The organism is Spirosoma sp. KNUC1025 (genome assembly GCF_045160025.1).
Classification (GTDB): domain Bacteria; phylum Bacteroidota; class Bacteroidia; order Cytophagales; family Spirosomataceae; genus Spirosoma.
The window spans coordinates 3,281,765-3,294,987 of the sequence record NZ_CP087139.1 but is presented as its reverse complement, the minus strand read 5'-3'; the positions used below and the strand labels follow the sequence as shown (position 1 = coordinate 3,294,987).

Below are 13,223 nucleotides of genomic sequence, written 5' to 3'. Positions count from 1 at the left end.
TGACCTCACGGATGGTGTGGGTATTCATGGATTCTGTGTGGGTACGGCTTCTACCCGAAACCAGTCGAAGTCAGCGTAGCCTGAGTCATTGATTTGGGTGGTACGCGTACAGAAAATGCCCATTTTAGCACCAATCCACCGGCCTACTTCCGCCTGAAAAGGATCTCCAGCTTTCGTAAAGTTCTGCCCATCCAGACTATAGCTGAACTGGCATTTCGCTCCCTCGGTCACCACGACGCGGAGATAGACCGGGCTGTTTTTACTAACAGTGGTAAGAACGGTTTCGACCTCCGCCTTGCCTTCCGATGCTTTTTTGCAGACACCGTACACCAAACTAACGGCATCCTTACCGCTTTTCAAGGCCAGATTTGCGTAACTCAACCCCATGATAATCAGACCGACGCGCTCGTTCTCCAGCTTCGGATTCGGCCTGAAGGTCAGTTTTGTGGTCGCCATAAACCGCTCGGCCGGAAACTTCTGCATCAATACGTTCGGAGCATCCCAGATGTTCTTGACCTCCTCGGGCGCTTTATACGAGTACAGCCGCAAAAATCCCTGATTGCTGCCGAAGCGTCGGCCGGTGGTATGCCAGATACCTTTGGGATTTGCCTGCCATTGCCATTGTCGTCCCAGTGTCGTTGTGTTAAACTCGTCTGACTCGGGCGGGGTACCAATTGGTGATTCTTTACCGGCGTTGTCGGTTGGTATGGTCGGTTTTTTATGCGTCAGTACAGGTTCTCCCTTGCCGTCGCCGTCCGTATCGATACCGATTACCGGCCAGTCATTCACCCATTTCATCGGTTGCAGATGCACCACTCGCCCATAGGCGTTCTTGTCCTGAAAATGCAGAAACCAGTCTTCGCCCGGCTTTCCATTTACTGGTCTGGTATCGACCCAGGCGCCCTGATGCGGGCCATTGATGGAGGTTTTTCCCTGATCCATCACAACCCGCCGTTCATAAGGTCCGTAAATTGACTTCGAACGTAACACCAGTTGCCAGCCTGTCGACACGCCCCCCGCTGGCGCGAAGATGTAGTAATACCCGTTACGTGTATAAATCTTTGGGCCTTCGATGGTCGGATCGCTCTCATGACCGTCGTAGACTACGACGCCCTCATCCAAAACCCGGTTTCCTTCCGCATTCAATTTCTTGATGGTAAGAATGCTTTTGATACCCGCCCGGCTACCTGCCCAGCCGTGTACCAGATAAACCTGCCCGTTGTCGTCCCAAAGAGGGCACGGATCAATAAGGCCCTTTCCACCTTCTACCAGCACCGGCTCCGACCAGGGGCCAGCCGGATTGCTGGCTTTGGTCAGGTAAATGCCAAAATCGGGGTCTGGGTAATAGATATAAAATTCCTTGTTGTGATAACGTATCGCCGGTGCCCATACGCCATTCCCATGCTGGGTTTTCTCAAAATGATCGAACGGCGGCTGGCGCTTCAGCGCGTGACCAATGAGGGTCCAGTTGACCAGATCCTTTGAATGCAAAATGGGCAAACCCGGAACGGCATCGAAACTCGACGCCACCAGATAATAGTCATCGCCCGCCCGGCAAGCATCCGGGTCGGAATAATCGGCATTCAGAACCGGGTTTTTATACGTACCATTTCCTAAATCAGGCACCCACACGTTCGAGACGGATGGCATCTCCGATTCGGCTGCCGTTTTTGGACGTACCGTTTGCGCAAAAGTCGAACCCGTTAACAGGAGCAGTAAAGCGCTGGTTGACAAGAAATTCATAAGGCAATGATGAATGTTGAATGCAGGATTGATCGACTTATTCATACTTCATCATTTATCATTCATCATTCTTTCTGGCACCCAGGCCGATTGTGCAGAAAAAATTGCTGCCAGCGTATAGGCACTAGCTTCTTTAGCGATAAGCTGTTTGGCCCAGCCCACTCGCTTCGACGTATTGCCACCAGTTCCAACACTGCCCTGTTCAGCGTACAAGACCGTTTTCTCGTTGGCGGTATTGCCCCAGTTTTCCCAGCCTACAGGCAAAATATGGTCGCCCATATCCGTTCGGATGAAAACCGTTTTGGCGCCCGGTCTCCAGGGGCGGCCGAGGTAAACTTTTTTGGCGGCAGGATCGGCAATCAGTTTACAATCGAAGAAAACGAAGCCATACCGCTGATAATCAGGCGTAGCGGCTGCGGTTATGAAGGAGTCGGACAGGCTTTTGATGGTGCAGGATTGAAAAACAGCAATCGATTTTCCGAAGATAAAATCGGTTGTCCCTTCAATAAAGCAGTTCTCGTAATACTGCCGGGTCCCTTCGGCGGCCGCGTACAGTGTATCCTGATTCCCCAGCAGTGTGCAGTTTTTACAAACGAATCGATCCGCATCGACATGGAGCGCTACAGCCTGCCCTACTCGACCGGCGGTATTTCGGATGGTCAGGTTTTCCAAGATAATATCCGGCGCATCGACCAGAACGGTGTAGGAGGTATACGTACTAAATTTGCTATTGCCTGTCCAGTCTTTGCCACCGGGGTAGTCTTTACCCGAATAATCGTTTCCGGTAATAATGACTCCTTCCCGGCTCTCGCCAATAACATGAATGTTGGGTTTCCAGGACGGAATGACGAGCTTTTCGGTATACACGCCGTTTTTTACGTAGAGCGTTACCCGCACCTGCATGTGGTCGCGGAAACTATTGACGGCTTCCTGAATGGTCTTGTAAGTACCGCTGCCATCCTGGGCTACGGTAAAGGTTACGGAGGTCGTAGGCGATAGCGTTGCCTGGCTCCAGCCAATACGTGTGCAGGCTAGTAAGCAGACAAGCAGAATCAATTTTTTCATTTGAGAGGAACGGGATAATAAGGCTGTTTTTGTAATGCTGACGAAAAGAACCAATTGTATTTAGCGATAATCGGGTGAGCACCTTTATTTTACGATTTCCGGCTTAACGATACGGTCAGCCAGCTCCAGCTTCAGCGACTTAATGTTGGCCAGTACGATTTCAGCCATCCGGCGAGCACCCAGTTCGTTGAAATGCGTGTTATCGTCTTTGCCTTCCGGATAATTAGGATGCTCATCAGGTGCGAGCTGAAGGAATAAAAGTTTTGAATTTTCCACGCCAACTTGTTGCAGCAGTTGCTGGCTTTGTTTGTCTAAATCAATCAGGGGTGTTTTATAGTCAGCGGCCACAGTACGTACCAATTCAGAATAAACGGTATGCGTTTCTTCAATTTTTCCGGCAGCATCGAACTTCCGACGTGCCACGGGGGTGATAAGCACAGGGGTGGCTTTCTTCGCCCGACTCTCTGTGATGAATCGAATCAGATTGGCTTTAAACTCGGGTTCGGTTGTGTAACTTTTTTTGGTAGGCACTTCGTCGTTGTGCCCGAACTGAATAAAAACATAGTCGCCTTCCTGTAACTTATCCGCTACGGGCTGCCAGCGTTTTTCCTCGATAAACGTTCGGGTACTGCGTCCGTTCTGCGCCCGGTTATCAACCGTAACGGTTTCATCGAAAAAATAAGCAAAAGGCATACCCCAACCCGTTTCCGGATAAGCTTTCACCTGCTTGATCGACATGGTGGAATCGCCAATCAGATAAACCGTAATCTTGCCGGGTGGTGGGGTAAAAGCGGAAAGCGCCAGCAAGCTATATACTGCCAAAATTCTCCGAAACAGATTTTTCATATCATTTGTGTTGTTGCTCGTCCGCGATTGTAGCGCGGACGAGCAGACTCAACGGCTTGAGGATAGAATCAGATTCTTTTCCAGCGCCCCTTTGCCGAACTCGGCTTTGGTTTGCGCTTTTGCTACGTCCGTATTCTTCACCTGAATCTCCTGACTACGTTCGCCGTTTATGGAAAATAACAGACTGGCCTGCGGGTCGTACTGGATGCCATCGAATGTTAAATCATGGCTGTTGTCGACCAGAATAACAGGTTTTGTGCTTTTGGTGATAAGCCGGACATTTTTGAACTGGATTCCACTTGCGTCGATCAGTTCCACGCCTTTATCGGCCTGCAGCACCATCTTATCCATTGTGATATTTTTGATCGCCATTTCGGGCAGGCCACGGATAAAAACCCCTTTCGTGGCGCCGTTGCAGACAATATTTTCAAAATGCATATCCCGGAATATGGGCGTTCCTTCGTTCACAACCGGGCGTTCGTCGCGCTCGCCATCCGTAGCGAACTTCACGAAATAATACATATCGAAGAAGATGGCTTCTCCGGCAATGTTTTTCATGTAGATATCTTTCGCATAAATATGCTCGACCACGCCACCCCGGCCACGCACTGATTTGAAGCGCAGTCCCTTATCGGTTCCCATGAATGTGCAGTTGTAGACAAAGATGTTCCGGGCTCCGCCACTCATTTCGCTGCCAACAACAAACCCGCCATGCCCGTTATAAACATTGTTGTTTCGAATAACGCCGTTCTCGGTGGGCATCCCGCGCTTACGCCCTTCTTCATCTTTCCCGGATTTGATACAAATGGCATCGTCGCCCACATCGAGGGTACAGCCTTCGATCAGGAAATTTTTGCACGACTCAATATCCATACCGTCGCCGTTGTGGGCGTATTCCGGATTTTTTGTCGTTACGTTCCGGATGGTCAGATCCTGACACATCAGTGGATGCAGACACCAGGCGGGTGAGTTCTGGAACGTAACCCCGTCGAGCAGTACTTTTTTGCAACCGGTCAGCACCAGCAGATTAGGCCGCAGAAAGTCTTTCATATCGGCAAAATCCAGCGGTGTTTTCCCCGCTGTCAACAGCATACTCCGGTTTTCGGTACTGGCCCGTTTGAACTGTTCACTCGGATACCAGGTTTTGCCATCCTCTTTCAGCACCCCGCCCGATTCCACTTTCTCCTTCCACTGGGGTTCGGTCAGCTGATTTTTGTTGACCGCCCGCCAGACATCGCCGTTGCCATCCACAATTCCCTGACCCGTAATGGCCACATTCTCCAGATTGACGCCCGATATCGGCGACTGGTTGCGGGCTGCCCGCTTCCCTTCGTATGTACCTTCGACAAGCGCGTACTGACTCTTATCCGTTGTAAACAGCAGCGTTGCTGATTTCTTCAGATGCAGATTGACATTACTTTTCAGCTCAATTGGGCCGGTTATCCACAAACCAGCGGGCACCAGCACCACACCCCCTCCTTTCTGGCTACACGCCAGAATAGCGGCATTGATTGCCTTTGTATTTACCGTAACACCGTCGGGTTTTGCGCCATTCGCCAGTACCGATATCGTGTCCTTACGAAACGTCGGCTGGGCTATTTTAGGCAGGTTCGTCCAGCTGTAGGCCGGAGCTGTTTGGGCCTGTACCGACCAGGTGGTCAATACCAGAAGCGGCAAGCCGATTGTAAATGGGAGTTTTTTCATACCAACTGAGCAATGAGCCTCTAAAGAGTGTTTGTCTAATCTGTTAATTGAGCAACGTAATGTCTGTTATGGATGGCGGGTCAGGTACGTCCTGACGGCGGCTATTGATAACCCTGATTCTGTGTAAACTCGGTTTTGTTGGTTACGGCATCCAGCTGGGTCTGCGGGATGGGACGTAACACATGGTACTCCTGAATATTAACCGCGTTATCAGGCGCATCCGCACGGACACGATCCAGCAGTTTACCCGTGCGTTTCAAATCAAACCAGCGAATCTGTTCCCCGGCCAGTTCACGAGCCCGTTCATCCAGGATAAAATCCAGCGTCACCTCGGCCGACGTAATCTGCATGGCCGCGCTTTTCCCCGACTTGGCCGCCCGCGTCCGCACTACGTTGATGTAGTCGGCTGCGGCCTGCAAATTACCCAGCTTCATCTGCGCTTCGGCTGCAATCAGGTACACTTCGGCCAGCCGGATTACAAATACATCGCGGGCACTCTGGGCTTCGTTCAAACTGGCCCGTGTGGGGTCCATAAACTTCGACAATGTGGGATAGCGCAGGTTGTCTTTTACGGTTCCGTTGGCATTATAAATCTTACTACGGTCGTAAATCTGGTATTTGCGCGTCGCTTCAAACGCATCCGGGATTTCCTTTTTGTACAATATACGGCTGTATCACCCAGGTTCATACCGGCCGGGCGAGAGGTGGAATTAGCGTACCAAACCTGCTGAAACGAGCCTTCGTAGCGGGCATCCTCATCGCTGTACAGATCGAGCAGAAACCGGGATGGCATGTACCGGTTAAAGGGACGGCCGTTGGCTATATCCCGCGTCATACCGGGCCGGTCATCGTACTTCATCAAAAACAACAGGTGACCATTGTTGCTCCCCCGGCTGTGCCCGTACGGATTGAACGTAGCGTTTGCCAGGTCATTGATCGCCAGGTTCGCCGAATAATCCACTACGTAAATAGCCTCTTTGGTTTTCAGATTACTCATTTTCCACAGGTCGGCATAGTTGGCTTCCAGTTTGTAGCTCGTGTTTGCCAATACAGCCTGCGCCATTTCGAGGGCTTCTTTGTTCATACCCCGGGTCAGGTACATCCGCGCCAGAAAGGCCTGTGCAGCTCCTTTCGTCACTTTTCCATACTGAGGCTGCGTAGTGGGCAGATTGGCGGCTGCGAACCTCAGGTCTTCAAAAATCTGGTTATAAATCGTCTCAACGGGTGTTCGGTTGGCGGTCGAAACGATACCATTCGTTTCCTGAGTGGTGAAATGAACGCCCCCCAGGTTTCAACGATGTGCCAGTAATAAAACGCCCGCAGAAACCGCAGCTCTCCTTCGCGAATGGGCCGTAAAGTAGCCGACAAACCAGCTTTATCGATTCGGGCAATCCCACCGTTGCACAGGTTAATAGCCGCATAAAACTCCCGCCATTCGCTGGTCAGTGCCGCATTGCTACCCTGCAGATTCAGGTACTGCGTCAGGTCACGGTACACCTCGCCCGATCCGCTCGTCCAGATATCGGTACCTGTTTCGGCGATGTTGTACCCTTCCTCTTTTCCGTACCACCAGCGCTGATACGTATAGGCGGCATTCACCAACGTTTCGAAACCTTCGGGGGTGGTATACACGGTTTCGGCGGTCAGGCCGCTTGGGTTGTATTCTTCCAGCACATCGTTACAGGAAGTACAGGCAATCAGGAGCAGTACCAATAACCCTGTTTTTTTGATAAAAAAAGATTTCATGTGTATGACAGAGTTTAGGGATTATAGATTGACATTCAGGCCGAATACGTAGAGCTTCGTCATGGGGAAGTTCTCGGAACCGCCCCGCTCGGGGTCGTAGTTCAGTTTAGTGAATGTGAACAGGTTTTTGCCGGTCACATACAGCCGCACCCCCGGATAACCTTTGAGCGCAGAAAGCTGGCCGGTACGTTATACGCGAGGGTAATGTTCCGGATGCGGGCATACGTACCATCCACATACCCAAGCGTCGAGAGGTATTTTAATCCCCCATTTTTATTGGGTCGCGGATAGGCATTCGTTGGATTTTCGGGCGTCCAGTAATCCAGCCCGGCGGTACTGTTACCCACGCCCTGCTGATCGAAACGGGCCGAGCGGTCGGAGTTAATCATCTGACCGACACGTGCATACAAAAACACGTTCAGATCGAATCCTTTAAATTTAATTGTATTGTCGAAGCCGCCACTCCACTTCGGGCGGGGTGTTCCGAGTATGATCCGGTCATTGACGGCGTCTATTTTACCGTCGCCATTCTGATCCTTCACTTTTATTTCGCCCGGCAGCTGGGTTGGGGAAAGTTTGGCGGCTGCATCCGCTTCAGTTGTCTGCCAGATACCCGTTTTTTCATAATCGTAATACACATTGATGGGTGAGCCAATAAACCAGCCGTTGCCGATATCATTTCCACCCGTAACCAGTTCCGTTATTTCTTCCTTGTTTTTGGTGAAGGTAAGATTGCTGGTCCAGCTGAAGTTTGTGGTGCGGATGTTGGTGCTACCCAGCGTAACCTCCACTCCGCGGTTACGCGTTTTGCCAATGTTCTGCTTTACGGTTGTTACGCCCGTTGTTGGGGGAAGTCCACGGTCCAGCAGCAGGTCAGCCGTCCGGGTATCGTAGTAATCGATCGACGTATTGATCCGGCCATTCAGCAGGCCAAAGTCCAGCCCAAAGTTTTTGGTGTACGACAGTTCCCAGCCCAATTCAGCATTTCCTACATTTCGCGAGAAAGTATAAGCCGGTGCCGGCACTTCGTCGTACCCAAAAGCCAGTCGGGTCAGGGTGGTTTGCGTGGCATACGGTCCCGATGGGTCGTTACCGGCAACGCCATAACTCGCCCGTACTTTCAGGTCGCTTAGTCCTTTTACGCCCTGCATGAATTTTTCTTCGATAATCCGCCAGGCAAAGGCCGCTGAGGGGAAAAATGTCCATTTGTTGCCGGTCGCCAGTTTAGACGATCCATCTTCCCGGGCCGTCAGTGTGAGCAGATACCGATCCCGTAACGCGTAGTTTAACCGACCGGCAAATGAAATCAGGTTGTTTCGGCTATAGGCCGAATTGATTTTGATTTCCTCGGTTGCACTGCCCAGCGAATAAAATAACTGCGAAGCCAGGAGCTGATTAACCCCCGATGCCGCTACGTTGTCGCCTGTATTGCCGATGTAACTGGCAATACCCGTTAGGGTCATGGCATGCTGGCCAAAGCTCCGCTGATACGTCATTACGTTTTCCCAGTTTATGCTTCGGCTGTTGCTGGCGTTGTAGGTTGCCAGCGATTTACCTGTTAATGAGCGGTCAATGGATTTAGGCGATGCATACGACCCATCCCGAATGGAAGCCAGATTGACGCCCAGCGTACTCCGGGCGGTAAACCCTTTAAACGGCGTCAGTTCTATGTAGCCGTTGGTCAGAACCCGAGTCGTCAGCACCGAGTTGGTAAATACGTTGGGCTGCTCGTCTGACAGGGGGTTGGCAGTCTGACCATCAAGCATGATGTAGTTGAAATTACCGTTAGCATCATACAGCGAACCCAGCGGACTGATTTTGTTAGCCTGGTTCAGGGGGTCCCGGCGAACGCTCTGGTCGTAGTAGGTAAGCTGGCTCTGAAGCCCGATTTTCATCCAGTCGGTAATTGTATAGTCAACATTCAGGCGGCCGGTATAACGTTTGAGCTGGTCGAGTTTCAGGATTCCTTTTTCGTTGTAATAATCAACCGATATGTACGATTTGAGCCGATCCGTACCAGACCGAACGCCAACCTGATAATCCTGCTGAAGTCCATTATGGATCAAGGCATCCTGGTAGTCGGTCCAGATTCCTTTCTGCAACGCTTCGTATTCGGCTACATTGGTAAAAATAGCCGCATCATCAGCGGGGCTTTTCCAGACACCGGCTGCCCGCCAGGCTTCCCGTTTGAAATCGCGAAAGGCGTTGATATCCATTGCTTTGGGGTACATGGTCACCTGCGAAATTCCCGAGTAAGCGTTGAAGGAGATATCAGGCTTTCCAGACCGGCCTTTTTTGGTGGTTATCAGGATAACGCCGTTAGCACCCCGCGACCCGTAAATGGCAATGGACGATGCGTCTTTCAGTACGTCCATCGTTTCGATGTCGTTGGCATTGATATCTTCCAGGTTGCTGTACTGTATCCCATCGACAATAATCAGGGGGGCATTATTACCCCCAATGGAGCGATTTCCCCGGATGGAAATATTCACTTTGGCACCCGCCTGACCACTGCTCCGGGTAATGTCGGCTCCGGCAATTTTCCCCTGAGCCGCTTCCAGTACGTTGGCCGTTGGCACTTCCTTTAACTGTTCGCTTTTGAGTTGAACAACAGAGCCGGTCAGGTCTTTTTTACGTACGGCACCATAGCCGATTACCACCACCTCGTCAAGTGCGCTGACATCAGGCGTCATGGATACGTTGATGGTTGTCTGACTGCCAACCGCTACGTCCTGGCTCTGATACCCCACAAATGAAAACGTCAGGAGTACACCAGTACCGTCGGGTACCGTTAGCCGAAAGGCACCGTTGGCATCCGTTGTGGAACCGCGTGTCGATCCTTTCACAATCACGCTCACACCGGGCAAAGCAGCATTTTTCTCATCGGTAACCTTTCCGGTCACTACGCGATCAGCCGATTCAGCCGCGGGCGTCAGCACCTGCGTGTGCCCTTCTGCATCAGATTCCAGCACAATTCGCCCGCCAACAAGGCGGTAGGTTAACTTCAGCGGTTTTAACAGCTCAACCAGGACTTCATTCAGACGCTTGTCGGTCAGCGTAATCGTAACTGGCTGATCTACATTAACCGCTTTTGAACTATAGACAAAACGGGCGGCCGTCTGCTGTTCAATCTGCGTGAGTACTAGCCGCAGCCGTTGCCCTTCTATTTTTAACGTAACCGGCCGGTTCATCAATTCCTGCCCATACCCATCGAAGCCAACCGACTGGCTGGCGCAGACCAGGACCAGAATAAGCTGGACAATCGAAACATTCATAAGCCGTAGAAACGAGTGTAGACGCCCTTCCGGAGAGCCAGTGATACGTATAGGTTCTCTTTTTTTCATACTTTTAAGGGTTTTGTTAAATGAAAAGTTGACAAAATCGCTCCTATTGTCGGGTCATGATTTGCGGTCTGGTCGACAAGGGAGAAATCGGGCGCTGGCTCATGTTCGCTGCATGACCAGCGTCTTCTTTGTCATTCAGGGGGAGAAAAGTTGTGTGATCATAGGGTATGAGGATTAAAAAATTGAGGTCTATCGAATCGTCGGTACGTTAATTTTCACATCCTTTTCCGCTGATTAAGATGGTGGTTCCCCGTACTTCATATCGGGCTTTCAGGGCAGCACAAATAATTTCCAGCTGGGTATAAAGCGGCTGATCGGTTAAATCAGCCGTTAGCGGACAGGCGTTCTGGCTTTCATTTTCTACTTCAATTGTGATCCCGTATGCCTGTTCCAGTTGCATCAGCACGTCGGATAATGGCGCATCGTCGTATCGAAACGTAATGGGCTTTTTTTCAACTTCCGGGGTCTGAATAATCCGGGGGGCGTCGACAAGGCCAGTGACAAAGTGCTGTTCTTTTTCGAAAAACGTAGCAGCCTGATTAGGGCGGAGTACAACCCCATTCGCTGTCTGTTGCCGGGGCGTTTCCTGATAGACCGCAACCCGCCCCGTTACTACCTCTACCCGTACCTGTTTTGTAGCCGACTGGCTTCTGACGAAAAAGCTTGTTCCCAGCACTTTTGTGACAACGCTGCCGGTGTGCACATAAAACGGGCGGGCGGGCATCCTGGCCACCTCAAAAAACGCATCGCCCGTCAGGTACACCGTCCGCTTCTCTTTCGTAAAATGGGTTGGAAACCGGACGGCGCTACGGGCTGCCAACCGGACGGTACTACCATCTTCCAAACGGACCACCAGCGGCTGACCGGTGGTATTTGTTCGTTCAATCCAGCCAGGCTTACTGCCCGCAACCGGTGAATCGACGGTGGGAAACTTCTGGCTCGCTGGATAGAAAAAATACCACCAGCCAATCAGGAGCAGCAAAGCCGCCACACCAATCCAGCGATACCGAACCGTATGCAAAGGCAGTACGCGTCCTTCGTTGTAGGCCGGTTCAGTATCCATTTTACGCTGAATCTGGTTCCAGAGCCGATTCTCCAATTCGTCCATATCAAGCTCCTCTCCTGTTGCGCTGGTTTCGGTTTCCAGTAGGCCGTACCAGTGTTCTACAAATGCCTTTTCGGCCGGTGTACATTCTCCGCGAAGGTATTTTTGTAAGAGTTGCCCAAATTTTTTTCGGCTCATGACTCGGTAGCAGTGGGGTTACATTACCTAAGTCAAACAACTGGGCGAAGGACCGCAAATAACTTTATCTGTTATTGAAAAAATACCACTGATATTGATTAAATACGCGATAATTCACTAAATAATACTATGAGCGATTCCTGAGAATGATTGTAGAGAAAGGTAAACCTATAGATAAAAAGCCAGGAAAAGGCTGGTCAGAAGATAGTCGCGTAAATAAATACGTAGTGCTTTGATCGCCTGGCTAAGGTGGTATTCAACCGTCCGTTCCGGCACTTTCAGCTGGGAAGAAATTTCTTTTACCGATTGATATTCCAGACGATTCAGCCTGAAAATCTGGCTGGTTTTTTCGGGAAGGTCATTTAATTGTTTCTCCACAGCCTCAATCAGCTCATCCAGATTCATTTGTTCTTCCGTTGTCGACGATGCTTCTGGCAAATGGGCATAGGCGTAATCGGCGTATTTTTCGTGGATCAGCGTCGATTTAATATGGTTGATTGTCGCGTAACGGATCGCCGTAAACAGATAAGCGTCCAGCCGTTCAATGCGCAACTCGTTACGTCGTTCCCAAAGCTTCAGAAATATGTCCTGCACCAGTTCTTCGACCGCATTCAGCGATTCGATTTTGCGTCGGGCTATGCTGAACAGTTTTTTCCAGTATCGCTGATAAATCTCCCGAAAAGCTGCTTCATCGCCTGTACGAAGGCGGATCAGTAATATTTCGTCGGAAAGCGATTTAAGGTTCATGAACTAGTATCGGCTAAGCAGATTAAAATTTGGACATTTTCCAGAAACAGTTTACTAATCCAACAAGTACGTGTTACGTTACCTACCTATTAAATTCAGTAGTTTACTTAAACCTGCCAAGCAAAAGTTTGATTATTTCTATGCAATCGTTACCGGGAACGTTGCCAATTACGGGAAATAGCTAGTTTATAAGCTAATATTGCTACGTAACGACTCTTCAAAAGCCATCACTTTACTAGACTATATCGGAGATAAGAATTGTATTTTTTGTACAACTCTCGCAAGAGCGTAGCTGGGTCAGTTGTGAATAAAGCTGGTTTTATTATATAATAGGCTAACCAGTCTCAAAAGACCTGCAAAGGTTTGGCTTCCGTGATGACAAATCCAGAAAAGATGACTGAGCTATTTTTCAGCTTAGTAAAACTTACCAAAGCAGAAACCGAACGTAATGGCCACATTCTGAACATCAGATTTTGCAAGTTGGGTTTGATTGGAGAAGCTGTAAAAATTGTAGATAAGACCCGTTCTGAATTTCAGCCACTTTACTACGTTCAATTCGCCGTAAACTTGGGGAGACAGAATAAGTCCATACTGCTTCATTGAACCATCCCCCCTTTTATATGCAGAAAGGTTTGTTGTACTATCTGTCTGTCCCTGACCCAGATAAGCGCCTGCCAATAAATTCTCACCAGCACTAACGCATAGGCATATACGCTTACTAATTATCGCTACGTTGGATTCGGCAGTATTGCCCCACAATCAATTAGGATACTGACGATTCTGAC

At 50.1% G+C, this 13,223-nt stretch carries 11 protein-coding genes and 1 pseudogene; all 12 read right to left on the bottom strand.

Annotated elements, in window-relative coordinates; translation table 11 throughout:
* Window positions 1–24: 24 nt before the first annotated feature.
* Window positions 25–1,743, bottom strand: a complete 1,719-nt coding sequence (locus LN737_RS14295; RefSeq protein WP_405519894.1) for a glycoside hydrolase 43 family protein — start codon at window positions 1,741–1,743, stop codon at window positions 25–27.
* A gap of 51 nt (window positions 1,744–1,794) precedes the next feature.
* The gene (locus LN737_RS14290) at window positions 1,795–2,808 is read right to left on the bottom strand and encodes a pectinesterase family protein (RefSeq protein WP_405519892.1); all 1,014 of its coding nucleotides are present in this window, start codon (window positions 2,806–2,808) and stop codon (window positions 1,795–1,797) included.
* An 84-nt stretch (window positions 2,809–2,892) separates the two neighbouring features.
* On the bottom strand, window positions 2,893–3,654 hold the full coding sequence (locus LN737_RS14285; protein WP_405519890.1) for a rhamnogalacturonan acetylesterase: 762 nt from the start codon (window positions 3,652–3,654) through the stop codon (window positions 2,893–2,895).
* Between the two features lie 48 nt (window positions 3,655–3,702).
* Window positions 3,703–5,358 (bottom strand): glycoside hydrolase family 28 protein, encoded by a 1,656-nt coding sequence (locus LN737_RS14280; protein WP_405519888.1) that lies wholly within the window; start codon window positions 5,356–5,358, stop codon window positions 3,703–3,705.
* Window positions 5,359–5,459: 101 nt separating this feature from the next.
* A complete protein-coding gene (locus LN737_RS14275) occupies window positions 5,460–5,903 on the bottom strand; it encodes a RagB/SusD family nutrient uptake outer membrane protein (RefSeq protein WP_405519886.1) in 444 nt (147 codons plus the stop codon).
* A gap of 23 nt (window positions 5,904–5,926) precedes the next feature.
* Window positions 5,927–6,496, bottom strand: a complete 570-nt coding sequence (locus tag LN737_RS14270) for a hypothetical protein (protein ID WP_405519884.1) — start codon at window positions 6,494–6,496, stop codon at window positions 5,927–5,929.
* Window positions 6,497–6,511: 15 nt separating this feature from the next.
* A pseudogene (locus LN737_RS14265) lies at window positions 6,512–6,571 on the bottom strand (hypothetical protein); the annotation flags it as partial.
* Window positions 6,544–7,104 (bottom strand): hypothetical protein, encoded by a 561-nt coding sequence (locus LN737_RS14260; protein WP_405519883.1) that lies wholly within the window; start codon window positions 7,102–7,104, stop codon window positions 6,544–6,546. The gene LN737_RS14260 and the pseudogene LN737_RS14265, both read right to left, overlap by 28 nt.
* Before the next feature lie 21 nt (window positions 7,105–7,125).
* Complete coding sequence (locus LN737_RS14255; protein WP_405519881.1) at window positions 7,126–7,254, bottom strand: hypothetical protein; 129 nt, start codon at window positions 7,252–7,254, stop codon at window positions 7,126–7,128.
* On the bottom strand, window positions 7,239–10,448 hold the full coding sequence (locus LN737_RS14250; protein ID WP_405519879.1) for a TonB-dependent receptor: 3,210 nt from the start codon (window positions 10,446–10,448) through the stop codon (window positions 7,239–7,241). The genes LN737_RS14255 and LN737_RS14250 overlap by 16 nt, the downstream gene beginning before the upstream one ends.
* Before the next feature lie 208 nt (window positions 10,449–10,656).
* Window positions 10,657–11,691: a FecR family protein gene (locus LN737_RS14245; RefSeq protein ID WP_405519877.1), complete on the bottom strand. Its 1,035-nt coding sequence runs from the start codon at window positions 11,689–11,691 to the stop codon at window positions 10,657–10,659.
* A gap of 168 nt (window positions 11,692–11,859) precedes the next feature.
* Window positions 11,860–12,438: an RNA polymerase sigma factor gene (locus LN737_RS14240; protein WP_405519875.1), complete on the bottom strand. Its 579-nt coding sequence runs from the start codon at window positions 12,436–12,438 to the stop codon at window positions 11,860–11,862.
* Window positions 12,439–13,223: the final 785 nt, after the last annotated feature.

Coding starts and splice junctions, on each gene's coding strand:
- LN737_RS14295 (WP_405519894.1), bottom strand. CDS start 1,743: ATGAATTTCTTGTCAACCAGCGCTTTACTGCTCCTGTTAACGGGTTCG.
- LN737_RS14290 (WP_405519892.1), bottom strand. CDS start 2,808: ATGAAAAAATTGATTCTGCTTGTCTGCTTACTAGCCTGCACACGTATT.
- LN737_RS14285 (WP_405519890.1), bottom strand. CDS start 3,654: ATGAAAAATCTGTTTCGGAGAATTTTGGCAGTATATAGCTTGCTGGCG.
- LN737_RS14280 (WP_405519888.1), bottom strand. CDS start 5,358: ATGAAAAAACTCCCATTTACAATCGGCTTGCCGCTTCTGGTATTGACC.
- LN737_RS14260 (WP_405519883.1), bottom strand. CDS start 7,104: ATGAAATCTTTTTTTATCAAAAAAACAGGGTTATTGGTACTGCTCCTG.
- LN737_RS14250 (WP_405519879.1), bottom strand. CDS start 10,448: ATGAAAAAAAGAGAACCTATACGTATCACTGGCTCTCCGGAAGGGCGT.
- LN737_RS14245 (WP_405519877.1), bottom strand. CDS start 11,691: ATGAGCCGAAAAAAATTTGGGCAACTCTTACAAAAATACCTTCGCGGA.
- LN737_RS14240 (WP_405519875.1), bottom strand. CDS start 12,438: ATGAACCTTAAATCGCTTTCCGACGAAATATTACTGATCCGCCTTCGT.